This window comes from Pseudonocardia xishanensis (genome assembly GCF_039541715.1).
Lineage (GTDB): Bacteria > Actinomycetota > Actinomycetes > Mycobacteriales > Pseudonocardiaceae > Pseudonocardia > Pseudonocardia xishanensis.
The window spans coordinates 1-20,605 of record NZ_BAABGT010000109.1 but is presented as its reverse complement, the minus strand read 5'-3'; the positions used below and the strand labels follow the sequence as shown (position 1 = coordinate 20,605).

26 protein-coding genes and 1 pseudogene are annotated in these 20,605 nt (G+C 74.0%); 15 read left to right on the top strand and 12 right to left on the bottom strand.

The annotated features are described in order from the left end of the window. The first annotated feature begins 104 nt into the window (after window positions 1–104). Genes ABD993_RS32150 through hypB form a run of 5 tightly spaced genes read left to right on the top strand, consistent with a single transcriptional unit; the run spans window position 105 to window position 3,698 of the window. The gene (locus ABD993_RS32150) at window positions 105–389 is read left to right on the top strand and encodes a HypC/HybG/HupF family hydrogenase formation chaperone (protein WP_345426693.1); all 285 of its coding nucleotides are present in this window, start codon (window positions 105–107) and stop codon (window positions 387–389) included. 10 nt (window positions 390–399) lie between these two features. Then, on the top strand, window positions 400–1,527 hold the full coding sequence (gene hypD / locus ABD993_RS32145; RefSeq protein ID WP_345426691.1) for a hydrogenase formation protein HypD: 1,128 nt from the start codon (window positions 400–402) through the stop codon (window positions 1,525–1,527). Continuing rightward, a complete protein-coding gene (gene hypE, locus ABD993_RS32140) occupies window positions 1,524–2,600 on the top strand; it encodes a hydrogenase expression/formation protein HypE (protein ID WP_345426689.1) in 1,077 nt (358 codons plus the stop codon). Before hypD ends, hypE begins: the two co-directional genes overlap by 4 nt. Before the next feature lie 4 nt (window positions 2,601–2,604). Further along, on the top strand, window positions 2,605–2,997 hold the full coding sequence (locus tag ABD993_RS32135) for a hydrogenase maturation nickel metallochaperone HypA (RefSeq protein WP_345426687.1): 393 nt from the start codon (window positions 2,605–2,607) through the stop codon (window positions 2,995–2,997). Next, on the top strand, window positions 2,949–3,698 hold the full coding sequence (gene hypB / locus ABD993_RS32130; RefSeq protein ID WP_345426686.1) for a hydrogenase nickel incorporation protein HypB: 750 nt from the start codon (window positions 2,949–2,951) through the stop codon (window positions 3,696–3,698). The genes ABD993_RS32135 and hypB overlap by 49 nt, the downstream gene beginning before the upstream one ends. 3 nt (window positions 3,699–3,701) lie before the next feature. Here the strand turns inward: hypB and hypF are convergent, their stop codons facing one another. From hypF to ABD993_RS32115, 3 genes are read right to left on the bottom strand one after another with little or no spacing between them, the layout of a single operon-like run. Next, window positions 3,702–5,960, bottom strand: a complete 2,259-nt coding sequence (hypF, locus tag ABD993_RS32125) for a carbamoyltransferase HypF (RefSeq protein WP_345426685.1) — start codon at window positions 5,958–5,960, stop codon at window positions 3,702–3,704. A 10-nt stretch (window positions 5,961–5,970) separates the two neighbouring features. After that, window positions 5,971–6,186: a HypC/HybG/HupF family hydrogenase formation chaperone gene (locus ABD993_RS32120; protein WP_345426684.1), complete on the bottom strand. Its 216-nt coding sequence runs from the start codon at window positions 6,184–6,186 to the stop codon at window positions 5,971–5,973. Continuing rightward, window positions 6,174–6,506, bottom strand: a complete 333-nt coding sequence (locus tag ABD993_RS32115) for a helix-turn-helix transcriptional regulator (RefSeq protein ID WP_345426682.1) — start codon at window positions 6,504–6,506, stop codon at window positions 6,174–6,176. The genes ABD993_RS32120 and ABD993_RS32115 overlap by 13 nt, the downstream gene beginning before the upstream one ends. Window positions 6,507–6,688: 182 nt before the next feature. On the opposite strand from ABD993_RS32115, the gene ABD993_RS32110 reads away from it, so the two are divergent. After that, window positions 6,689–7,153 (top strand): phage tail protein, encoded by a 465-nt coding sequence (locus ABD993_RS32110; RefSeq protein ID WP_345426681.1) that lies wholly within the window; start codon window positions 6,689–6,691, stop codon window positions 7,151–7,153. 106 nt (window positions 7,154–7,259) lie between these two features. On the opposite strand, the gene ABD993_RS32105 is transcribed toward ABD993_RS32110, so the two are convergent. Further along, window positions 7,260–7,502, bottom strand: coding sequence for a hypothetical protein (locus ABD993_RS32105; protein WP_345426679.1), 243 nt, complete (start codon window positions 7,500–7,502; stop codon window positions 7,260–7,262). A gap of 278 nt (window positions 7,503–7,780) precedes the next feature. Between ABD993_RS32105 and ABD993_RS32100 the strand changes: the two are divergent. Continuing rightward, window positions 7,781–8,101: pseudogene (locus ABD993_RS32100) on the top strand (alpha/beta hydrolase); the annotation flags it as partial. On the opposite strand, the gene ABD993_RS32095 reads toward ABD993_RS32100, so the two are convergent. Then, complete coding sequence (locus tag ABD993_RS32095) at window positions 8,023–8,208, bottom strand: hypothetical protein (protein ID WP_345426756.1); 186 nt, start codon at window positions 8,206–8,208, stop codon at window positions 8,023–8,025. The pseudogene ABD993_RS32100 and the gene ABD993_RS32095 sit on opposite strands and share 79 nt — an antisense overlap. A gap of 287 nt (window positions 8,209–8,495) precedes the next feature. On the opposite strand from ABD993_RS32095, the gene ABD993_RS32090 reads away from it, so the two are divergent. The 3 genes from ABD993_RS32090 to ABD993_RS32080 all read left to right on the top strand — a co-directional run bounded on the left by ABD993_RS32090 (window position 8,496) and on the right by ABD993_RS32080 (window position 9,764). After that, window positions 8,496–8,636 carry a hypothetical protein gene (locus ABD993_RS32090; protein WP_345426755.1) on the top strand — a complete coding sequence of 47 codons (141 nt, stop codon included), beginning with the start codon at window positions 8,496–8,498 and terminating at the stop codon, window positions 8,634–8,636. Window positions 8,637–8,867: 231 nt separating this feature from the next. Continuing rightward, window positions 8,868–9,101 carry a hypothetical protein gene (locus ABD993_RS32085; RefSeq protein WP_345426677.1) on the top strand — a complete coding sequence of 78 codons (234 nt, stop codon included), beginning with the start codon at window positions 8,868–8,870 and terminating at the stop codon, window positions 9,099–9,101. A 417-nt stretch (window positions 9,102–9,518) separates the two neighbouring features. Then, a complete protein-coding gene (locus tag ABD993_RS32080) occupies window positions 9,519–9,764 on the top strand; it encodes a hypothetical protein (RefSeq protein ID WP_345426675.1) in 246 nt (81 codons plus the stop codon). On the opposite strand, the gene ABD993_RS32075 is transcribed toward ABD993_RS32080, so the two are convergent. Together ABD993_RS32075 and ABD993_RS32070 are read right to left on the bottom strand one after the other, a co-directional pair. Continuing rightward, window positions 9,740–10,996, bottom strand: a complete 1,257-nt coding sequence (locus tag ABD993_RS32075; protein WP_345426673.1) for a cupin domain-containing protein — start codon at window positions 10,994–10,996, stop codon at window positions 9,740–9,742. The genes ABD993_RS32080 and ABD993_RS32075 overlap by 25 nt on opposite strands. A 3-nt stretch (window positions 10,997–10,999) precedes the next feature. After that, the gene (locus ABD993_RS32070) at window positions 11,000–11,563 is read right to left on the bottom strand and encodes a hypothetical protein (RefSeq protein ID WP_345426671.1); all 564 of its coding nucleotides are present in this window, start codon (window positions 11,561–11,563) and stop codon (window positions 11,000–11,002) included. Window positions 11,564–11,742: 179 nt separating this feature from the next. Between ABD993_RS32070 and ABD993_RS32065 the strand changes: the two genes are divergently transcribed. Continuing rightward, window positions 11,743–12,792 carry a hypothetical protein gene (locus ABD993_RS32065; protein WP_345426669.1) on the top strand — a complete coding sequence of 350 codons (1,050 nt, stop codon included), beginning with the start codon at window positions 11,743–11,745 and terminating at the stop codon, window positions 12,790–12,792. 92 nt (window positions 12,793–12,884) lie between these two features. On the opposite strand, the gene ABD993_RS32060 is transcribed toward ABD993_RS32065, so the two are convergent. The 3 genes from ABD993_RS32060 to ABD993_RS32050 form a co-directional block, all read right to left on the bottom strand. Beyond that, window positions 12,885–13,505, bottom strand: a complete 621-nt coding sequence (locus ABD993_RS32060; protein WP_345426667.1) for a GIN domain-containing protein — start codon at window positions 13,503–13,505, stop codon at window positions 12,885–12,887. Window positions 13,506–13,735: 230 nt separating this feature from the next. Further along, on the bottom strand, window positions 13,736–14,107 hold the full coding sequence (locus tag ABD993_RS32055; RefSeq protein ID WP_345426665.1) for a serine hydrolase: 372 nt from the start codon (window positions 14,105–14,107) through the stop codon (window positions 13,736–13,738). A gap of 83 nt (window positions 14,108–14,190) precedes the next feature. Continuing rightward, a complete protein-coding gene (locus tag ABD993_RS32050) occupies window positions 14,191–14,847 on the bottom strand; it encodes a response regulator (protein WP_345426663.1) in 657 nt (218 codons plus the stop codon). Window positions 14,848–14,864: 17 nt separating this feature from the next. Here ABD993_RS32050 and ABD993_RS32045 point away from each other — a divergent pair, with 17 nt between their 5' ends. Continuing rightward, complete coding sequence (locus ABD993_RS32045; RefSeq protein ID WP_345426661.1) at window positions 14,865–16,121, top strand: sensor histidine kinase; 1,257 nt, start codon at window positions 14,865–14,867, stop codon at window positions 16,119–16,121. Between the two features lie 13 nt (window positions 16,122–16,134). Here the strand turns inward: ABD993_RS32045 and ABD993_RS32040 are convergent, their stop codons facing one another. Together ABD993_RS32040 and ABD993_RS32035 are read right to left on the bottom strand one after the other, a co-directional pair. After that, on the bottom strand, window positions 16,135–16,476 hold the full coding sequence (locus ABD993_RS32040; RefSeq protein WP_345426659.1) for a hypothetical protein: 342 nt from the start codon (window positions 16,474–16,476) through the stop codon (window positions 16,135–16,137). A gap of 140 nt (window positions 16,477–16,616) precedes the next feature. Next, window positions 16,617–17,837 (bottom strand): PP2C family protein-serine/threonine phosphatase, encoded by a 1,221-nt coding sequence (locus ABD993_RS32035; RefSeq protein WP_345426657.1) that lies wholly within the window; start codon window positions 17,835–17,837, stop codon window positions 16,617–16,619. 510 nt (window positions 17,838–18,347) lie between these two features. Here ABD993_RS32035 and ABD993_RS32030 point away from each other — a divergent pair. The 3 genes from ABD993_RS32030 to ABD993_RS32020 all read left to right on the top strand — a co-directional run bounded on the left by ABD993_RS32030 (window position 18,348) and on the right by ABD993_RS32020 (window position 20,548). After that, a complete protein-coding gene (locus ABD993_RS32030) occupies window positions 18,348–18,512 on the top strand; it encodes a hypothetical protein (RefSeq protein WP_345426655.1) in 165 nt (54 codons plus the stop codon). A gap of 240 nt (window positions 18,513–18,752) precedes the next feature. Continuing rightward, window positions 18,753–19,820, top strand: coding sequence for an IS110 family RNA-guided transposase (locus tag ABD993_RS32025; RefSeq protein ID WP_345426653.1), 1,068 nt, complete (start codon window positions 18,753–18,755; stop codon window positions 19,818–19,820). Window positions 19,821–19,834: 14 nt separating this feature from the next. Then, window positions 19,835–20,548 (top strand): hypothetical protein, encoded by a 714-nt coding sequence (locus ABD993_RS32020; RefSeq protein WP_345426651.1) that lies wholly within the window; start codon window positions 19,835–19,837, stop codon window positions 20,546–20,548. The last annotated feature ends 57 nt before the right edge of the window (window positions 20,549–20,605 follow it).

Below are 20,605 nucleotides of genomic sequence, written 5' to 3'. Positions count from 1 at the left end.
TGGTGCTGGCGGGTGCCGCGGCGGCGGTCGCCGCCGCGCTCGCCGTCGGGTCCCGCCACGAGATCGCCCGCTACCGCGAGATGAGCCGCATGTGAGGAGGGGCCATGTGCCTCGGGATCCCCGGTGAGGTGGTGTCCTTCCTCGAGGACACCGACCTCGCGATGGTCAGTGTCGAGGGCGTGCAGCGGGCGGTGAACATCGGGCTGCTGCGCGAGGAGGCGGACGGCCCGCTGGACCTGCGGCCGGGCGACTGGGTCCTGATCCACGTCGGCTTCGCCCTCTCGAAGATCGACGAGCAGGAGGCCAAGAAGTCGCTGAACTGGCTCACCGGGGTCGGCGACGCGTACACCGACGAGCTCGACGCGCTGGCCGCGTCGGACATCACCTGAGGCGGGGGCCGTGAGATACGTCGACGAGTACCGGGACGCGGACACCGCCCGCGCGCTCTCCACCGCGATCACCGCGCTCTGCGAACCGGGCCGCCGCTACTCCTTCATGGAGATCTGCGGCGGGCACACCCACACCATCTACAAGCATGGCCTCGAGGACCACCTCCCCGAGCAGATCACCCTGGTCCACGGCCCGGGCTGCCCGGTCTGCGTGATCCCGATGGGCCGGGTCGACGACGCCATCGCGCTGGCGCGGCACCCGGACGTCATCCTGGCCTCGTTCGGGGACATGCTGCGGATCCCCGGCGGCAACGGCTCGTTCCTCGACGCCAAGGCCGAGGGCGCGGACATCCGGATGGTCTACTCCCCGCTGGACTCGCTGAAGATCGCCCGGCAGAACCCGGACAAGCGGGTGGTGTTCTTCGCGATCGGCTTCGAGACCACCACCCCGTCCACCGCGATGACGATCCTGCGGGCCCGCGCCGAGGGGCTCACCAACTTCTCGGTCTTCTGCAACCACGTGCGGGTCTGTCCGGCGATCACCGCGATCCTGGAGTCCGACGACCTGCGGCTCGACGGGTTCGTCGGGCCGGGACACGTCTCCACCGTGATCGGCTGCGAGCCCTACCGGTACGTGGCGCGGGACTACGGTAAGCCGCTGGTCACCTCCGGCTTCGAGCCGCTGGACATCCTCGACTCGATCCGCCGGCTGCTGGTGCAGCTCGCGGAGGGCCGGTGCGAGGTGGAGAACGAGTACGCCCGCGTCGTCCCGTGGGAGGGCAACCCCAAGGCGCTGGCGGTGATCGACCAGGTCATGGAGGTGCGGGACACCTTCGAGTGGCGCGGGCTGGGCTGGATCCCGGAGTCCGCGATGAAGCTCCGGGACGAGTTCGCCGCCTTCGACGCCGAGCGCACCTTCACCGTGCCCGGCCTGCGGATCGCCGATCCCCCGGCCTGCCAGTGCGGCGAGGTGCTGCGCGGGCTGATCAAGCCGTGGGAGTGCGGGGTGTTCGGCACCGCCTGCACACCCGAGACCCCCATCGGGACCTGCATGGTCTCCAGCGAGGGCGCCTGCGCGGCGTACTACAACTTCGGCCGCTTCAGCCGGTCCCGGGTCCGGGAGGCGACGGGCTCGTGAGCCTCACCGAGGAACAGGTCCTGGAGCGGATCGCGCGGGTGCGCGCGGCCCGGCCGCGGCTGCGGGAGGAGCGGATCACCCTGGCTCACGGGGCCGGCGGCAAGGCCACCCACACGCTGATCGAGGCCGTGTTCCTCGACGCCTTCCGCAATCCCGAGCTCGAACGGCTCGAGGACGGCGCCACCCTGGCCACCCCGGCCGGGCGGCTGGCCTTCACCACGGACTCGTTCGTCGTGTCGCCGCTGTTCTTCCCGGGCGGCGACATCGGGGACCTGGCCGTGAACGGGACCGTCAACGACCTCGCGATGTGCGGTGCCCGACCGCTGTCGCTCTCGGCCGGGTTCATCCTGGAGGAGGGCTTCCCGGTCGCGGACCTGCGCCGGATCGCGACGTCGATGGCCGCGGCCGCGAGGGCGGCCGGGGTGGACATCGTCACCGGCGACACCAAGGTGGTGCAGCGCGGCAAGGCGGACGGCTGTTACGTCACGACGGCCGGGGTCGGCCTGCTGGAGCGCCCACTCACCCTGTCCGCGGCGCGGGCCGTCCCGGGAGACGTCGTGCTGGTCAGCGGCCCGATCGGGGACCACGGGATCACGGTGATGCTGGCTCGCGGCGAGCTGGACATCTCGGCGGACCTGGAGTCGGACACCGCGCCGCTGCACGGGCTCGCCGCCGCCCTGCTCGACGCGGCGGGCCCGGGGGTGCGGCTGCTCCGCGACGCCACCCGCGGCGGCGTCGCGACCATCTGCAACGAGGTCGCGACGGCCTCGGGGGTGGCGGTCGTGCTGGAGGAGAAGGCGATCCCGGTGCGGCCGGTGGTGAACGGCGCGGCCGAGCTGCTGGGCATCGACCCGCTCTACGTGGCGTGCGAGGGCCGGTTCGTCACCGTCGTCTCGCCGGAGGTGGCGGACGTGGCCCTGGCCGCGCTGCGCGGGCACCCGCTCGGCGCGGGGGCGGCCCGGATCGGGGTGGTCGGGGACGACCCGCCCGGGCTGGTGCTGCTGCGGACCGGCTTCAGCGGGACGCGGATCGTCGACCTGCTCGTCGGCGATCCGCTGCCCCGGATCTGCTGACCCGATGCACGAGCTCTCGCTGACCCAGTCGGTCGTGGACGCCCTCACCGAGCGCCTCGGCCCGGTGCGCGTGCGCGTGGTCCGGCTGGAGGTCGGGAGGCTCTCCGGGGTGGTGCCGGACGCGATGCGCTTCTGCTTCGAGCTGGTCACCGCGGGCACGACCGTCGAGGGGGCGGCGCTGGAGATCGTCGAGCCGGAGGGCGCGGCGCGCTGTCGGACCTGCGGGGCCGGGTTCTCGACGGCGGAGGTGCTGCCGTTGTGCCCGTGCGGCAGCGCGGACGTCGAGGTCACGGGCGGGGCGGGGCTGCGGATCCTCGCGGTGGAGATGGAGGTGGAGGTGGAGGAGCCATGTGCGGAACCTGCGGATGCGCGGACGACGGGCCCGGCGTCCGGCTGACCGAGATCGGTGGGGCGGGCGGTGGGAACGGGCAGGGCCACGGGCACGGGCACCGGGTCGATCTGGAGGTGGACCTGCTCGCCGGCAACGACGCGCTGGCCGCGCGCAACCGGGCGCGGTTCGACGCCGCCGGGATCCTGGCCGTGAACCTGATGAGCTCGCCCGGTGCGGGGAAGACCACCCTGCTGGAACGCACGGTGCGGGCGTGGGAAGGGCCGTGCGCGGTGCTGGAGGGGGATCAGGAGACCACGGCGGACGCGGACCGGATCGCCGCCGCGGGCGCCCGTGCCGTGCAGATCAACACCGGCGCCGGGTGCCACCTGGACGCCGCGATGGTCGCCCGGGGTGTGGACGCGCTGGACCCGGGGCCGGGCGCGGTGCTGTTCGTGGAGAACGTGGGCAACCTGGTCTGTCCCGCGCTGTTCGCGTTGGGCGAGCACGTCCGCGTCGTGATCATGTCGGTGACCGAGGGGGCGGACAAGCCGCTGAAGTACCCGCACATGTTCCGCACCGCGGACCTGGTGCTGCTCAACAAGATCGACCTGCTGCCCTATGTGGACTTCGTGGTCGCGGAGTGGGAGGCGGCGGTGCGCCGCGCCCGGCCCGAGGCGGAGATCCTCCGGGTCAGCGCGACGACCGGCGCGGGCCTGGAAGCCTGGCTCGGCCTGCTCCGGACCCTCCGGGCCCCGGTCCCGAGCTGAGGATCAGGACGAGCGGACGGCGGCGACGGCGACCTGGCCGAGGCTGATCCCGCCGTCGGTGCACGGCAGGCGGGAGTGGACCAGGACGCGCAGGCCCGCGCGCTCCAGGCGGGCCCGCACGCCGCGGAGCAGCAGCATGTTCTGGAACACCCCGCCGGACAGCGCCACCGTGTCCCTGGCCCGCTCCCGCGCGGCCCCGACCGCGGCGGCGGCCAGGCCCGCGGCCAGGCCGTGGTGGAACCGCGCGGCCACGGCGGCGGGCTCCTCCCCCCGCCTCAGGTCGGCCACCACCGCCCGCACCAGCTCCGACGCCATGATCACCGCGGGTTCCTCGCCGATGTGGGCGTACCGGACGGGCGCCGGGTAGGCCTCGGTCACCCCCGGGTCGGCGAGGCGTTCGAGCTCGATCGCCGCCTGGCCCTCGTAGGTCGTGCGATCGCGGACGCCGCAGAGGGCGGCGACGGCGTCGCAGAGCCGGCCCGCACTCGTCGTCACGGGCTGGTCCAACGGGGAGTCCAGCAGCGCCTGCACCGCGCGCCAGGGGGCGCCGATCCGGTCCGGCAGGCCGGGGAGCTCGGTCCCCGCGGTGCGCAGCCAGGCCGCGGCGGTGCGCCAGGGCTGGCGGATCGCCGTGGCGCCACCGGGCAGCGGGACCGGCTCCAGGTGGGCGAGGCGGGTGAAGCCGGTGAGCGAGACGTCCAGGACCTCGCCGCCCCAGAGCGCGCCGTCCGTGCCGAGGCCCAGGCCGTCGCAGGCGACGCCGATCGCCGGGCCCGCCTCGCCGTGCTCGGCCAGGCAGGCGGCGAGGTGGGCGTGGTGGTGCTGGACGCCGACCAGCGGCAGGTCCTGGTCGAGCGCCCACTTCGTGGAGAGGTACTCGGGGTGCAGGTCGTGCGCCACGAGCTCGGGGATGACCTCCAGCAGCCTGCCGAGATGGGCGATCGCGTCGGTGAACGCGGCCAGGGTCTCGGCGTTCTCCAGGTCCCCGACGTGGTGCGACACGAACGCCTCGCCGCCGCGGAGCAGGCAGATCGTGTTCTTCAGCTCCGCGCCGACGCCGAGGACGACCCGGCCCGCGCCGACCGCGAGCGGCAGTGGGGCGGGGGCGAACCCCCGGGAGCGGCGGACCAGGTAGCGCTGCGACCGGACGATCCGGGCCACCGAGTCGTCCGCCCGGGTGCGGATCGGACGGTCGTGGACCAGGGCGGCGTCGGCGATCCCGGCGAGCCGCGCGCGGGCGTCGGCGTCCCGGTGGGCGATGGGCTCGTCAGAGACGTTCCCGCTGGTCAGCACGACGGGCGCACCGACCGCGGCGCTCAGCAGGTGATGCACCGGGGTGTAGGGCAGCAGCAGGCCGAGGTGCCGGTCCCCGGGGGCGACGGCGGCCGCGACGTCCGCGTCCGGGCGGCGGCGGAGCAGCACGATCGGGGCCTGCACGGACCGCAGCAGCGCCTCCTCCTCCGGGGAGACCTCGCAGAGCGTGCGGGCGGCGGCGACGTCCGGGACCAGCACCGCGAAGGGCTTGTCCTCCCGGTGCTTGCGGGCCCGCAACGCCCCGACCGCGCGCGGGTCCGCGGCCGGTGCGGCGAGGTGGTAGCCGCCCAGGCCCTTCACCGCGACCACGGCCCCGGCCCGCAGCGCCCCGGCCGCCGCGGTGATCGGGTCGGTCTCCCCCGACTCCGTCCACCCCGGGAGGAACCGCAGTACCGGTCCGCAGTCCGGGCAGCAGATCGGCTGGGCGTGGAAGCGGCGGTCGGCGGGATCGCGGTACTCCCGCGCGCAGGCCGCGCACATCGGGAAGTCCGCCATCGTGGTGGTGGCGCGGTCGTAGGGCACGCCCGTGACGATCGTGAAGCGCGGGCCGCAGTTCGTGCAGCTCAGGAAGGGGTGCCGGAACCGCCGGTCCGCCGGGTCGAACAGCTCGGCCACGCAGTCCCGGCAGGTCGCGAGGTCCGGGGAGATCAGCGTCGCCGCCCTGCTGCGGGCCACGCTGGGGGCGATCACGAAGCCGTGGTCCCCGCGCGCGGGCACGCGCCGCGCCGTGACCGCGGTGACCAGCGCGGCGGGTGGCGGTTCGGCGACGAGTGCCGCCTCCAGCGCGTCGAGGGCCGCGGCGCCGCCCTCCGCCTCGATGAGCACCCCCCGCTCGTCGTTCCCGACGAACCCGGCCAGGCCCAGCCGACCCGCGAGGACGTGCACGAACGGCCGAAACCCGACGCCCTGCACGATCCCGGCCACCCGGATCGCGCGCCGCTCCGTCACGGCCCCGCCCTCACGACCGGGCCGCGGTACCGATCGCCTCACCCGCGTGCACGAGGACGACGTCCCCGACCGCCGCGTCAACGAGCGCGACGGAGACCTCCACCCACTCCCCGTCCCCGGGATCGACCATCGCGAGCAGGTCGCCGTGCAGGGAGACCACGGTGACCGGCACCGCGGCGTCCGAGCACGTCACGCAGTGGGGGCCGGAGCAGGTCACTGCGGGCACCGGCTCTGCTCGTAGCGCTCCAGGAACAGGTGCAGAGCCCCGTCGACCTGGCGCAGCTCCTCGGCCTGCCGGTCGAGCAGCGCCTCGCCGTCGGACGTGAGCTGGTAGGTGCGGCGGGCGGGACCGGCGCTGGGGGTGCACCAGCGCGAGCGCACCAGCCCCTGGCGCTCCAGGCTGCGCAGCGCGCGGTAGACCCCGCCCGAGTCGCCGTCGGGGTCGCCGTCGTGCATCGACGCCAGCCGGGACAGCAGGTCGTAGCCGTGGTCCGCCCGCTCGCGCAGGAGCAGCAGGAGACAGGGCTGCAGGAAGTTGCGGGGCATGAGCACGACCATGAGCGGCCCCCGTTGTCGGCAGTGGTGGCGCGTGCGGGCGTCAATCGTGGCCCAGTGTGATCTGCGTGACAAGCAACCGGTCCGCGCCCCGGACCCGACAGGGGACTGACCGAGGGGCCCTCGGGCGGGCAGAATGCCCGGACGTCCCGCCGACCGAGGGAGCCTGAGCCGTGACCCACACCGTGGACTTCCAGACCGTGTCCACCGAGGGCCTGGAGTTGTCGCCGGTCGCGGCGGCGCTCGCGGGCCTGCGCGCCAACGAGGCCCGCTACTTCAAGACGAAGTACGACCACGTCTTCACGGTGGAGCGCGCCGCCGACGCCGAGGAGACCATCGAGTGGGTGCACGGCATCCTCAAGGACGAGCGGGACATCGTGATCACGTCCCCGCCGCTGGAGGCGACGAGCTTCGAGGTCGAGGGCATCCGGATGGCGTACGTCTTCTACGAGAGCGGACTGTCGATCAACGTCATGTACGCCCTCGACGAGAGCGGCAAGCGGGCCGTCGGCTTCAAGCTGTCCGACGGGATGGAGGTCCCGGAGGAGCTCGCGACCCGCTTCAAGTTCGCCCGCCAGCGCTCCAAGCTGGCCGGGACCATCCGGGGGTCGTACTTCACCATCAAGAAGGAGCACTGACCGCCCGGAGCGGGTCACACCGGGTGCAGCACCCCGGTGGGCGCGGTGTCCCTGGTCCAGCGGCGGGGTGTGCCGGTAGCGGACGGTGAACCGGCCGTGATCGGGCTCATCCGAGGAGCGTGGGGCCGCCCGCGGCCCGCCGGGCGAGCCGCGCCACGGTCGCCTCCAGCTCGGCCACGTTGCGCGGGCAGTGCCTGGCCGCCAGCCGCTCCCGGGCGGCGGAGGACAGCGTCGTCTCCGAGTCCGGCGCGGGCAGGGCGGCCAGCATCGCCCGGACCGGCGCGGGGATCCGCTCCCGGCGCTGCGCGAGCGAGGGCAGGCGCACGGTGGTGGCGACCCGGCGGACCACGGCGAGGGCGGCGTCATCGGCCGCGTCGAGGTCCGCGGTCAGCGCGAGGGGGTGCCGCTGTCGACCAGCGCCTGCAGCTGCGCCGCGATGGGCATGGGTCCGTGTGCGACGGAGCGCGTGCCGCCGGTCCGCTCCGGCGGGGGGTCCCCCCGGGCAGCGGGCGCACGCTGAACGCCCGCCTGCCGCCCTCGTCGATCGGCTCGACGAGCGCGTCGTGCAGCCCGTCGGCCAACGGCACCGGCATCCGGTCGAGGCGGCTCGGGGCGTGCTCGCCGAGGATGCGGTCCTCGATGATCTTCGACGAGTGGCACCAGCCCACCCGCGAGCCCGAGGACGTGACCTACCGGGAGGACGTCGTCGGCGGCGTGCCCGGGATCTGGGCGCTGCCGCTGGGCGCCTACCCGGCGAGGGTGCTGCCCCACACCCACGGCGGCGGGTTCGCGGTCGGGTCGGCGGCCGGCCACCGCAAGCTCACCGGACACGTCGCCAAGGCGCCCGGCGCCACCGCGTTCGTGCTCGACTACCGCCGGGCCCCCGAGCACCCGCACGCCACGCAGGTCGAGGACCGGGTCGCGGCGTGCGCCGCGCTGCGCGAGCGCGGGATCACCGACATCACGACGATCGGGGACTCCGCGGGCGCCGACCTCGCCCTGGTGACCGACGACGCCACCGACGCCCTGATCACCGTGCCGCTGTTGGAGGGCATGATCGCCGGCGTCCTGGCCGAGGGCGGGATCGACCCTCGCACCCCGTTGGCGAACCCCTTGCACGCCGACCTCACCGGCCTGCCGCCGCTCTACGTCAACGCCGGCGCCGTCGAGGCACTGGTCGACAACGCCACCGGCTCGCGGACCGGGCCCGGGCGGCCGGGGTCGAGGTGGCCCTGTCCGTCGTCGACGACGTGCAGCACGTCTTCCCCTTCATGGCGGGCAACGCGCCCGAGGCCGACGCGGAGATCGCCGCGCTCGCCGGCTGGTACCGAGGAGAGTCCCGATGAGCGCCACCACCCCCGACGTCGACGCCGTGGTGATCGGCGCCGGATTCGGCGGCATCGACACGCTGCACAAGCTGCGCAACGAGCTGAGCCTGCGCGTGCAGGCGTTCGAGAAGGGCGGCGGCGTCGGCGGGACGTGATACTTCAAGCGCTACCCCGGCGCCAAGTCGGACACCGAGGGCTTCGTCTACCGCTACTCCTTCGACGACGACCTGCTGCAGGAGTGTGACTGGACGACCCGCTACCTCGACCAGCCGGATGTCCTCGCCTACCTCGAGCACGTCGTCGAGCGGTTCGACCTCGGCCGGGACATCGGGCTGAACACCGAGGTCACCGGCGCGAGCTTCGACGACGAGACCGCCCTGTGGACCGTGCGGACGACCACCGGGACGCTGACCTGCCGCTACCTCGTCAACGCACTCGGTCTCCTCGCGCGCAGCAACGTACCCGACATCCCCGGCCGGGACTCCTTCGCGGGCCTGCTGGTGCACACCAACGCCTGGCCCGCCGACCTCGACATCGCGGCACGCGCGTCGGCGTCATCGGCACCGGCTCGACCGGCACGCAGTTCATCATCGCCGCCGCGAAGGCCGCCGAGCACCTGACGGTGTTCCAGCGCTCCCCGCAGTACTGGGTGCCCTCCGGCAACGGCACGGTGGACCCGGCCGAGGTGGCCCGGACGAAGGAGAGCTTCGACGCGATCTGGCACCAGGTCCGCAACTCGGTCGTGGGGTTCGGGTTCGAGGAGAGCGGCGCCGAGGCGATGAGCGTGTCCGCCGAGGAACGGCAGCGGGTGTTCCAGGAGAACCGGGACGAGGGCAACGGGTTCCGGTTCATGTTCGGCACGTTCCGCGACATCGCCACGAACCCCGACGGCGAACGCCGCCGCCGCGTTCATCCGGTCCGAGATCGCCGAGATCGTCGACGACCCGGAGACCGCCGGCGCGCTCACCCCGACCGACCTCTACGCCAAGCGCCCGCTGTGCAACGAGGGCTACTACGAGACCTACCACCGCGAGAACGTGGAGCTGGTCTCGCTCAGGGAGAACCCCATCGCGGAGATCACGGAGACCGATGAGGGGTGGACGGCGACCTGCGAGGAGATCGCGAACATGACGCTCTTCCCGCAGGCCGACTCCTGGATCTTCGGCGCCAACATCCCGGGCAGGAAGAACGCCGTGATGTTCTACATGGCCGGGATCGGGGCCTACCGGCAGCAGCTCGCCGAGGTCGCCGCCGCAGGCTACAAGGGCTTCGAGACCGGCTGACCCGGCAGGCCGGATGCAGCGGACGGGGTGGGTCGGCCGCACACCTCCAGCACGCCTTCGCGGACCAGCCTGCGGACGAGGGTGAGCCTGCCGGGTGGGTCCAGCAGCTCGGCGAGGGCGGCCGCGCAGGGGGCGGTCCCGTCGAGGAGCGCGGCCAGGGCGGGCTCGACGTAGTCGGGGAAGGTCAGCTCACGCTCGACCGTCGCCAGCACCACCGAGCCGGGGACCGGCCGCAGTGTCGGGCCCGGTTCGGTGGGCCGCACCGGCGTGGTGTCCGCGACCGGCGTCGGTCGCAGCAGCTCCGCCAGCCTCCCCTGCTGCCCGGTCCGGCCCGGCTCCAGCGCCCGGGCCGCCCGGGCCAGCCGGATCCGACGGACCCGCTCGGGATCCGCGAGTGCCGCGGTCAGCTCGGTGAGCGCTGCCTCGGCGCCGTCCTCGATCGCCCCGAGCCGCGGTGAGACCGAGCGGCGGAAGCGCACGTCGTCCTCCCGCAGCTCCGCGACGACGTCGCCGAGCAGCTGCGCCCAGGTGTACGGGTGGATGCCGATCGTGAGGTGCACCGACGCCTTGCCGGGGATGGCCACGCCCGCGTGGACCAGGCCGCGCGGCAGATAGAGCACCTCGCCCGCGCGCAGCACCAGCTCCTGCTCCGGCGGCTCGGTCGGGCGGTGCGGGCGGTCGGGCTCGGTCGTGGTGAGCGGGACCGGCGACCCGTGCAGCCGCCAGCGTTTGGCCCCCGCGAGCTGAAGCAACAGCACGTCGTGGTTGTCCGGATGGGGCGGGAAGCCCTGCCCGCCCGCCGGCGTGAGGTAGGCGTTCGCCAGCACCTGCACCCCGAAGAACGCGGACAGCTCGCCGCACAGCCGGTCGATGGGCGCGACGCTGCGCTGGATCCCGTTGAGCACCACGGTCGCGCCGTGGCGGTGCAGGGACAGGACGCGGCGGACGTCCAGCTCGTGGTGCCCGTCCGGGCGCTCGCGCAGCCACTCCCTTGGCGGGACGGGATCTCCGCCGCGGCTGACCCGCACGGCGTCGGGATTGCCGAGGCCCGCTGCGTGCACGACGGTCAGCAGGTGGTCCAGGTCCTCGACCGAGACCAGCGAGGTGAAGCGGTCGGGATCGGGAGCGCCTGTGTGGAGGGCGGCGCGTTCCCAGTGGGACTCGAGGAACTCCGACACCGGGACGGGAGCGAGCAGCTCGGCGAGGGCGGTGCGGGTGGCGGTGGTCGTCACGGCTCAGTCGTTGATGTTGCCGAAGTTGTACCAGTTGGACATGAAGCCGCGGTCGCCCGTGTCGCTGTAGCCCACCACGATCGGGCCCGCCGCCCCGGGCATGCCCTGCGCGAACGTCGTCGACTCCAGCAGGCCCGAGGTGAGGATCACCGCGTCCGCGATGGCCTTCGCGGCATGCGCGGGCACCTCGACGGCGGCGGGCGCGGCGGTCTCCCCGACCGCGTCGACGAGCAGCTTGGCCTGGGTGAGGGCGGCGCCGTTCTGAGCCTTGAGCAGCCGACCCGCGAGGCTCAGGGCCCCGCCCGCGGAGCCGTCCGGCGGGGCGGTCCCGGGCTCGCCCACCCGCGTGCGCAGGGACTCGATCAGCGTCTTGTGCATCATGCCGAGCGAGCGCACCAGCGTGCGGAACTCGGCGGCGGGCACCGCGACGACGTCGTCCGGCGCCCGGTCGGCGGTCTCGACCAACCCGCGGGCCAGCCCGACGGCCTCGCGGGCGATGTCCTCGGGGAGCAGGAACGTGGAGTCGATCTGGTCGTCGGTGAGCTGTCGGGGGGAGTCATCGAGCATGGGGACCTCCGTGACGGGGCGGCGGTGACGACCATCAGGAGCACGGGCGCCGCACCGGTGATACTCCGATCGTCGGATAGATGTGATCTGCATCACACCCTGGTCACGGCGGTGCGAGCTCCGTCGAGTCCTCGACGACGGCCGGGCCCGGCCCGCGATCTCCCGAGAAGGAGTGCCCGATGGCGGACGACCCGGACCAGGCCGAGCACTTCCCCGGGCCGCCACCGGGGTACGACCCGCGGGATCGCGGTCCGCAGCAGAGCCCGGAGCAGGGATACGGGCCTGCTCGGGGACAGGACCCCCGGCCGGGGTACGGACCTCCGCCCGGGTACGGCCCCCCGCAGGGACCCCCGCCCGGCTACGGGCCGCCCCCGCAGGGCTACGGACCGCAGGGCTACGGGCCGCAGGGCTACGGGCCGCAGGGCTACGGGCCGTCGCAGGCGCCTCCGCACCAGGGACCACCGCCGCACGGGTACGGGCCCGCCCAGGGATACGGACCTCAGCAGGGGTACGGGCCTCAGCAGGGCGGCGACCCGGAGTGGGGCCGGGTGCCGCAGCAGGGCGTCGGACCCGACCCGTATCCCGGCCACGGGGCCACCCCTCCCCCGGGTCGTCGACCCCCACCGCAGCTCGGGCCGCCGTCGACCGCAGGCCCGAAGCGGCCGACGGCCCTGATCGCCGTCCTCGTCGCCGCCGTCCTCGTGATCGGGGGCGGGGTGGCGTACGTGGCGTTCGGCGGCCCGCTCGGCCCGCTCCAGCCGCTGCTCGGCGGCCTCGTCGGCGGCTCCACCACGGACCAGGCCGCCGACCCCGCGGCGGACCCGGCGACCGGCGGCGAGGACGACACCGGTTTCGCCGCCGTGGTCACACCGCCGCCCTGCCCGTTCACCGCCGCGCAGGTCTCCCAGCTGGTGGGCCAGCCCATGGTGGACTCCGGGAGCTGCCTGTTCGGCGACGGCAACGGCGTCGCCCAGCTCTCGGTGACCGGCAGCTCGGCCTCCTCGGGCGAGGTCACCTACGAGTACAGCCGAGACGTCGCGACGCGCAGCTACGACACGGTCGACGACCTCGCGCCCAAGGGCTACCTCGCCTACCGCGACCTGCAGGCGGAGGCCGTCGTGATCGGCTCCCGCTACGGCTTCACCGTCACGATGAGCAGCTTCGAACGGCTGGGTGGCGCCGCGTACGAGCCCGTCCTGCGGAAGGTGGTGGCAGCCCTGCCGCAGTAGTCGCGTCAGGGACTGATGATCTCCGCCGGGCATGGTCGTCAGCCCCACACGCAGAGGCACCCTCGGCCCGCACTCGCGCCCCTGAGCACGGGTCAGAGCTTCTTGATCTCACCCACCCCGGAGACCTCTCGGGTCACGGCGGGGTCGCCGAGGTACCCGATGTCGCCGACCCCGCTGACCCGCGCCTTCAGCGTCGTCGTCGCGGTGACCTCGGCGCTGCCCGCGCCGCTGACCGAGACGTCGACGGACTCCGCCGCGAGCCCGCGTCCGTCGTAGGCGCCGGTCCCGCTGAGCTCGACGGTGGACGAGGTGGTGCGGCCGGTGATCGTGATCCGGCCCGCCCCGCTCTGCACGACCGCGAGCGACGGGGTGTCGACGCCGCTGACGGTGACGTCGCCCGCCCCCGCCACCTCGAGGTCGGTCAGCGACGCGACGGTGACCGTGTAGCGGATGTCCCGGCCGCCGTCGATGCTCGTCCCCGGCCGCACCCCGAGGCGGAGCGTGCGGCCGTCGAGCTCACTGGTCAGCGAGGACAGGTACGCCTCGTCCGCGCTGATCGCGACGGAGTCGGTACCGGTCTGCTCGATCGTCAGTGTCCCCGCGGACGCGAACTCCACGGAGTCGAACCCCTGGAGGTGGCGGTCCTCGGTCTTCACGGACCCCGACGCCGCGACTCCGGAGCCGCACGCCCCCACCGCCAGGAGCAGGAGCACGGCTCCGACGACGGCCGATGCTCCGCGTCGACGTGGCTGATGCATTCGCTGACCTCCCGGTACGGACGTGCGGAGCCGACCGCCGGAGCGATCCAGGGGGTCGACAGCGGCCGAAGATAGGACATCGGGCTCGCCGCGGACAGCGACGGAGGTCCCGTCCCCTCCAGCCGCGATCGGTCGGGAGGGGTTCGACGACGCCCGCGCAACCCCCGAGCCGGTGCGCCGGACTCTCACTCCGAGATCACCGCCTCCCGGATCAGCCCGGCGATCCGCTCGGCGGACGGCGCCTCGGCGAAGGAGGTGCTCGAGTACTTCGTGACCGGGTCCGCCGGCGTCTTCGTCACGCTACCGATCGTGAAGTGGTCCTCGACGGTCACCGGGCGGCCCTGGTCCGTCGTGGACCCGAGCGCGGCCTGCCAGGTCCCCCGCCCGGGGACGTCGACGTAGAGGCTCGCGCCGGGGATCTGCAGCTGCGCCATCAAGGCGGTGACGTGCGGTTCCAGGGCCGCGGCGTAGTCCGGGGCGGTGGCGGCGGGGGCCGGGGCGGTCGAGCAGGCGGCGAGGGCCAGGACCGCGCCCGTGAGCGCGGTGACGAGGCGCATCTACGACACCCTCGGCCTCACCGCGGACGCGGACGACCACCGCCGCGTGCTCGCGGTGGTCCGCTACCTCACCCGCTGACCGGCTACTCCACCCAGCCCCGACGCATCGCCACCGCGACCGCCTCGGCCCGGTCGGACACCCCGAGCTTCTCGTAGAGGCGCTGGGTGTGGGTCTTCACCGTCGACACCCCGATCACCAGCTCGGCGGCCACCTGCGGGATCGACAGGCCGCGCGCGAACCCGGCGAGCACCTGGCGTTCCCGGTCGGACAGCACCGGGCCCTCGGCGACCGCGCGCAGCCGGATCTCACCCGCCAGGCCCTCGGCGAGGGCGGGCGGCACGACGGTCCGGCCGCGGGCGACGTCCACCACCGCCTCGACGATCTCCGACCGGCGGGAGTCCTTGGCCAGGTAACCGGCCGCCCCCTCCTGCAACGCCCGGTAGACCACCGCGCTCTCCGTGTGGGAGGACAGCAGGAGCACCCGGGTCGGCAGCCCGTCCCGCACGACGGCCCGGACGACGTCGAGCCCGTCCAGATCCGGCATCTCGTAGTCCACCAGCGCCACGGCCGGTGACGCGGAACGGATCGCCGCGAGGGCCTCGCGGCCGTCCGCGGCCTCGCCGACGATCTCGATCCGGCCGCTGCGCTCGAGGCCGCGGGCCACGCCGTCGCGGAAGAACGGGTGGTCGTCGGCGATCACCACGCGGACGCGCGGATCGCCTCCTCGGCCTGCGGTCACGGGGGGAGGATAGGCCCGTGAGCGAATCCTCCGCACCGACCACACAGGACGTCGAGACCGTCGCGAGGGACCACGCGCGCCGCGGCGTACTGCTGCAGGTGGCGCTGCGCTGGGTGCTGGTGGCGTTCGTCGCGCTGACCGTGGCGTTCGTCCCGCCCGCGCACGATCGCGTGGCGTGCGCGCTGATCGCGGCCGGGTACGCGGTGTTCGCGCTGGTGGTGGGCCGCTGGTCCACCCACAGCGGTCCGCGCGCGCTCGTCTGGGCGTGGGCGGCGTTGTTCGTCGACCTCGCCGTGCTCGCCGCCCTGACCCTGCTCACGGGCGTGCGGACCCCGGACAGCTGGACGTCGGACGTCGTCACCACGGGGTTCCTGCTGCTGCCGGTCCTCGCGGCGACGCAGCTGCGGCCGCGCGTGTGCGCCGCCGTGGTGGTCCCGACGACGCTCGTCTATATGGTCGCCGGGATCGCCACCCAGGACTCCAACGAGGAGCCGTGGGCCTCCCTGCTGCTCCGCACCGCGATCGCCGCCGGGGTCGCCGCGGGCGCCGTCGGCCTCTCCCGCATCCAGCACTCCCGCGTGGCGACGATCGGGTCCCTGGTCCGGGTCCGCGGCGACCTGCTCGGCAGGCTCGGCGCCCTCGAGGAACGGGAGCGGACCCGGATCTCCGAGCACCTGCACGACGGCGCGCTGCAGTACGTCCTCGCCGCCCGCATGGACCTCGAGGACGCCCGCGAGGGCGGCGGGCCCGAGGTCTTCGACCGCCTCGACCACGCCCTCACCGAGACCACCCGGCTGCTCCGCTCCACGGTCGCCGAGCTGCACCCCGCGGTCCTCGACAAGGCCGGGCTGGCCGCCGCGGTGCGTGAGCTCGCCACCGCCGCGGCCGCCCGCGGCGGGTTCGCCGTGGACGTCGAGGCCGACTGGCCTGCGCGCACGCCGCTCGATCCGCTGCTGCACCGCACTGCCCGCGAGCTGCTGGCCAACGTGGCCGAGCACGCCGGGGCCGAGACCGTGCACGTCACGCTGGAGCGGGTCGGCGGCCGGGCCCGGCTCGTGGTCGCCGACGACGGCGTCGGCATCGATGCCGCCGCTGCGGGCCCGGCGGGCGGCCACATCGGCCTGCCCTCGCACGCGGTCCGCATCGAGGCGGCGGGCGGGCGGATGACCGTCGCGCCCGGTCGCCCCGGCACGGTGGTGACGGTCGTGCTGCCCGTGCCGCCCACCGCGACGCCGGGCTCGGGTCACCCCACCGGACCCGACCCCGGCGCCTGATCACGCGACCCCCTCAGGGGATCGGGCACTGCCGGATGTCGGTCGGCGGCTTGAGGGCGATGCGCGGCACGAAGGACGAGCCGTTGTCGTCCCGGATCCGGAACCAGTAGATGCTGCCGTCACCCGGGTGCCGCTGGCCCTCCAGGAAGCACAGCGTCTCCACGACCTGGTCCTTCTTCAGCGCCGACACCGGCGGGCTGTACACCGTCGGGGCCGAGAAGGAGTGCGAGTCCCGGGTGATGACCCCCTTCGTGGCGGCGGCCTCGGCGGCCGTCGCCGTCCCCGCTGTCACGATCGTGAACAGGGTCACCAGCAGTGCTGCCACTCCGCCTGCGACCAGCGTCTTCCTCGTCATCGTCGACATCTCCCCGCGGTCTGTGGTCCGGTCCGTCCGGCCTGGGAGCACCGTCTCGCGGACGGGGTCGCGGCAGGATCGGGTGACCGGCGGACGCTGCGGGGGACACGGGTGTCCCCCGATCGCCCGACCCGTTCCCGCTACGCGGACCGCTGGACGACCAGCAGGGCGATGTCGTCGTCCGCCGGGGTGGTGCCGACCATCTCGGCCATGATCCGCGCGCAGAGCCCGTCGGCGGAGCCGCCGCCCTGGCCGACCACCCCGACCAGGCGGTCCAGCCCGACGTCCGGGGAGTGGCCGCGGCGCTCGATGAGGCCGTCGGTGAACGCGCAGAGCACGTCCCCCGGCTCGACGGTGAGCGTGGTCGTCCGGCGTGGGACGGAGAACGCCACCCCCACCGGCACGTCCGGCGGGAGGTCGACGAGCCTCGCGCCCGCCCCGCGGCGGCTGCGGACCGGCGGCGGGTGCCCGGCGGAGGACATCCGCAGCCGGTCGCCCGTGAGCACGGCGCACCACACGGTCGCCAGCTGTCCGGGATGGAAGGTCTGCACGTGGCGGTCCAGCCGGGTCAGCAGCTCGGCCGGGTCGTCCGTCTCCAGCGCGTGGGCGCGCAGGGCCGTGCGTACCCCGATCATCGTCTGGGCGGCGCCGAGGCCGCGGCCCATCACGTCCCCGACGACGGCGAGCACGGCGCCGGAGGGCAGCAGGACCGTGTCGTGCCAGTCGCCGCCCACGACCCCCCGCCGGTCCCCCGCCACGTAACGGGAGGCCAGCTCGAAGCCCTCGAGCTCCACCGGCCGCTCCGGCAGGAACGACCGCTGCAGCATCACCGCGGTCTCCCGCTCGGCCTTCGTCAGCTCGGCGTGGATGGCGAGCGCGGCCCGGTCCGCCATCAGCTGCAGGTACTCCTCGTCCCCCGCGGTGAAGCGCCGCGGGGCGAAGCTCCCGACGTGCAGCACGCCGATCAGCTCGCCCTCGACCAGCAGTGGGGCCCCGAGCAGGGACTGGATGCCCGCCTGCCACAGCAGCGGGTTCAGCACCGTGTCCGGGTCGACGCGGTCCACCGAGACCGGCCGCCGCTCGGCGGCCACCCGGCCTGCGAACCCGCGCCCGACGGGGATCTGCACGCCCTGCTGCACCTCGCCCGCGATGCCGCGCGCGGCGGCGGCGACGAGCCACCGGGCGGAGGGATCGGCGAGCAGGACCGCGGCGGTGTCCGCGCCGAGCAGGTCCCGCGCCTGGTCCACGATCTCGGCCAGCACCGCGTCGGCGGGTTGGGGGGCCAGGGTGGCCATGGCGACGGCGCCGCTCTCGACGGCGCGGGTCAGGACCCGCCCGACGGGCCACCTGTCGTCCTCCATGCACCGACCCCTCAGAAACCGACACCACGAGCAGGGAAGGGCTGGTACCTCAACCGGTCCGCGGCGATCCTCTCACCCGGGACCCGATGTGACCAGCGGGCCGGGCGGCGCGGACACGTCGGGCCGGGCGGGCCCGATCCCACGGAATGGTCCCGCCGTCGACTATCTCGACGATAGAGATGATCTCCTGCGGTGCGCCCTCGGAGCTGGACGGCCTTCGTCTCGAGGAACTCCTCGAGGGATTCCTACCGCCCTCCCGCGATCACGGCCGGGATCGGCGGACGACGAGCTGATCACCCGCACCTCCATCCTCGAGCAGGTCGACGAGGGCGACGAGGACCTGCTCTCCGGCCGGAATCTGCGCGGCGTCATCGTGCACCGACCACGGCCGACCACCCTCTCGGGGATGGTGAGGGCGGGGTGAGCGAGGTCCCGAGGGCGGGAGCGTCGGCCGCCCCCAGGACCCGGCCCGGAAGCTGAGCCCGCCGATCGTGCACCGCGCGTGACGCCATGACCGCCCACATCGGCACCGTCGGCGAGCTGCTCGCCCACCGCCTCACCGAGGGCGGGATCCTCGTGCCGGACGGCGACGGGTCCGTGCGCTCCCGCATCGAGGGCGTACCCACCCGCCCCGGCCCGGCCGCGACGCCCTCACCATCGTCTCGGGCGGGCTAGCGTCGTGTCTCAGTGTCAGGGTGAGGACGCCGCTGTTGCGGTGGTTGGGATCCTGGCTGGTGGTGACCTGGCTCGTAGCGTCCGTGCCGCCTCGTTCGCGGGGCTGGAGTTCATGAGTTGTGCCGGTCACCGCTGGTCAGGGCCGACCGGCGTGACTTGATAGGAGCGTGGCCGCGCCCCCACTGAGATGTGTCCGCCGGCCGGCCCAGCCGTCCCTCCGACGAAAGAGGTGACGCCACCATGGTGGTGCTGGGAGTCGACGTCCACAAGGACACCCACACGACGGTCGCCGTCGATCAGGTGGGCCGCGAGGTCGGACAGAAGACGGTGAAGGCACGCGACGCGGGCCACGCCGCGCTGGTCCGCTGGGCCCGCGCCGAGCATGCGGACGGACAACGAGTGTGGGCGATCGAGGACTGCCGCCACGTCTCAACCCGTCTCGAGCGGGCGTTGCTCGCTGCGGGTGAGCGGGTGGTGCGGGTCCCTCCGAAGCTGATGGCCGGCGCACGGGCCTCGGCTCGCACTCGGGGCAAGTCCGACCCGATCGACGCGTTGGCGATCGCCAGGGCGGCGCTGCGTGAGCCGAACCTGCCGGTCGCCGAGCATGACCGCACCTCGCGGGAGCTCAAACTGCTGGTCGACCATCGTGAGGATCTCGTGACCGAGCGGACCCGGATGCAGAGTCGGGTGCGCTGGCACCTGCACGAGCTCGACCCCGATCTGGACATCCCGTCGCGCGGGCTGGACCGCTTGCGCGTTCTGGACCGGCTGCAGAGCCGGCTGCAGGACTTTCACCCGGCCCCGGAGTCGGAGATGGTGGCGCGGATCGCCGCGGAGCTCCTGGCCGACATCCGAGCGGTGACCGTACGGGTCAACGCCCTGGAGCGGGAGATCTCCCAACGCGTCGAGCGGGTCGCTCCGCACCTACAGACCTTGCCCGGGGTCGCCGGGCTGACCGCGGCGAAGATCGTCGGTGAGGTCGCGAACATGACCCGGTTCCGGTCCGAGGCGTGTTTCGCCATGCACGCCGGGGTAGCGCCGATCCCGGCCTCATCCGGGCGCACGAACCGGCACCGGCTGGCCCGCGGCGGAAACAGGCAGCTCAACGCCGCGCTGCATCGGATCGCGGTCACCCAGGCCCGCATGCCCAACACCCTCGGACACACCTACTACCAACGACGAATCGCCCTGGGGAACACCAAGATGGAAGCCATGCGCGCCCTCAAACGGCGTCTCGCTCGCGTCGTGTTCACCCTCCTGACCACCCCCACGACCAGCACGACCGGCAGCCGTCCGGTCGCTGCTTGACATAGGAGCAACTCATGACCGAGACGAGCGACGTGTGGCCCGAGCCCGTCGCGGGTGCCCCGCTCACCACCCGGGCGAGCGCGGAACTCGCGCTGGCCGTCGCCGCCCGCGAGATGTCCGATCTCGCCCGCGCGCTGGTTCCCGTCGGGCCCGTCCGGGAGTCCTACGCGGGGGCGCTGGTCGCCGAGGCCCGCCAGCTCACTGCGCTGGCCGGGCGGGCGCTGGCCGCGGCCGTCGCCGTCGAGTGCGCGGACGGGACGCCCTGGGCCGACATCGCGGCGGCCGCCGGCGAGGAGACCGCGCAGGCCCGCGCGCGCTGGGAGCCGATGGTCCGGCAGTGGGACGCGGCCGTCGAGCAGGCCGCGGTGCCCGGGGACCGGGACGACACCCCCGTCGAGGACACGCTCGCCGCGTTGGACGCCTGGGTCGTCCACCACCGCGATCCCGACCCGGCCGGGGACGACCGGCCCGTGTCCGCGGCGCTCGGACGGATGGACCCCCACCACGAGCTGATGCACCTCGCGGCCGTCCGGCGCAGGCTCGCCGCCCTGCACGACGGCGCGACACCCCCCGCGCAGCTCCTCGACCTCGTCGAACGCGAGGCCCTGGTCGAGGAGCACCTCGCCGCGGCCGCCGATCCCGCCGACCGCCCCGACCACGAGCAGGCCGCGCACCGTGCCCGCACGATGGCCGCCCACCTCCGCGCCCGGACCGAGGGGGCGGGCTAGGGCCAATACCGTTCAGTTAGAGTGACACTGGTGTAGTTTTCCGGCCATGCCTCGTGC

What these genes read in the sequence shown, in the direction of transcription:
- ABD993_RS32115 (WP_345426682.1), bottom strand. Translation starts at nt 6,506, where the DNA reads ATGCCCCGCAACTTCCTGCAGCCCTGTCTCCTGCTGCTCCTGCGCGAG.
- ABD993_RS32095 (WP_345426756.1), bottom strand. Translation starts at nt 8,208, where the DNA reads ATGCCCTCCAACAGCGGCACGGTGATCAGGGCGTCGGTGGCGTCGTCG.
- ABD993_RS32150 (WP_345426693.1), top strand. Translation starts at nt 105, where the DNA reads ATGTGCCTCGGGATCCCCGGTGAGGTGGTGTCCTTCCTCGAGGACACC.
- ABD993_RS32040 (WP_345426659.1), bottom strand. Translation starts at nt 16,476, where the DNA reads ATGACGAGGAAGACGCTGGTCGCAGGCGGAGTGGCAGCACTGCTGGTG.
- ABD993_RS32035 (WP_345426657.1), bottom strand. Translation starts at nt 17,837, where the DNA reads ATGGAGGACGACAGGTGGCCCGTCGGGCGGGTCCTGACCCGCGCCGTC.
- ABD993_RS32065 (WP_345426669.1), top strand. Translation starts at nt 11,743, where the DNA reads ATGGCGGACGACCCGGACCAGGCCGAGCACTTCCCCGGGCCGCCACCG.
- ABD993_RS32025 (WP_345426653.1), top strand. Translation starts at nt 18,753, where the DNA reads ATGGTGGTGCTGGGAGTCGACGTCCACAAGGACACCCACACGACGGTC.
- ABD993_RS32070 (WP_345426671.1), bottom strand. Translation starts at nt 11,563, where the DNA reads ATGCTCGATGACTCCCCCCGACAGCTCACCGACGACCAGATCGACTCC.
- ABD993_RS32030 (WP_345426655.1), top strand. Translation starts at nt 18,348, where the DNA reads ATGACCGCCCACATCGGCACCGTCGGCGAGCTGCTCGCCCACCGCCTC.
- hypB (WP_345426686.1), top strand. Translation starts at nt 2,949, where the DNA reads ATGTGCGGAACCTGCGGATGCGCGGACGACGGGCCCGGCGTCCGGCTG.
- ABD993_RS32020 (WP_345426651.1), top strand. Translation starts at nt 19,835, where the DNA reads ATGACCGAGACGAGCGACGTGTGGCCCGAGCCCGTCGCGGGTGCCCCG.
- ABD993_RS32135 (WP_345426687.1), top strand. Translation starts at nt 2,605, where the DNA reads ATGCACGAGCTCTCGCTGACCCAGTCGGTCGTGGACGCCCTCACCGAG.
- ABD993_RS32055 (WP_345426665.1), bottom strand. Translation starts at nt 14,107, where the DNA reads ATGCGCCTCGTCACCGCGCTCACGGGCGCGGTCCTGGCCCTCGCCGCC.
- ABD993_RS32090 (WP_345426755.1), top strand. Translation starts at nt 8,496, where the DNA reads ATGAGCGCCACCACCCCCGACGTCGACGCCGTGGTGATCGGCGCCGGA.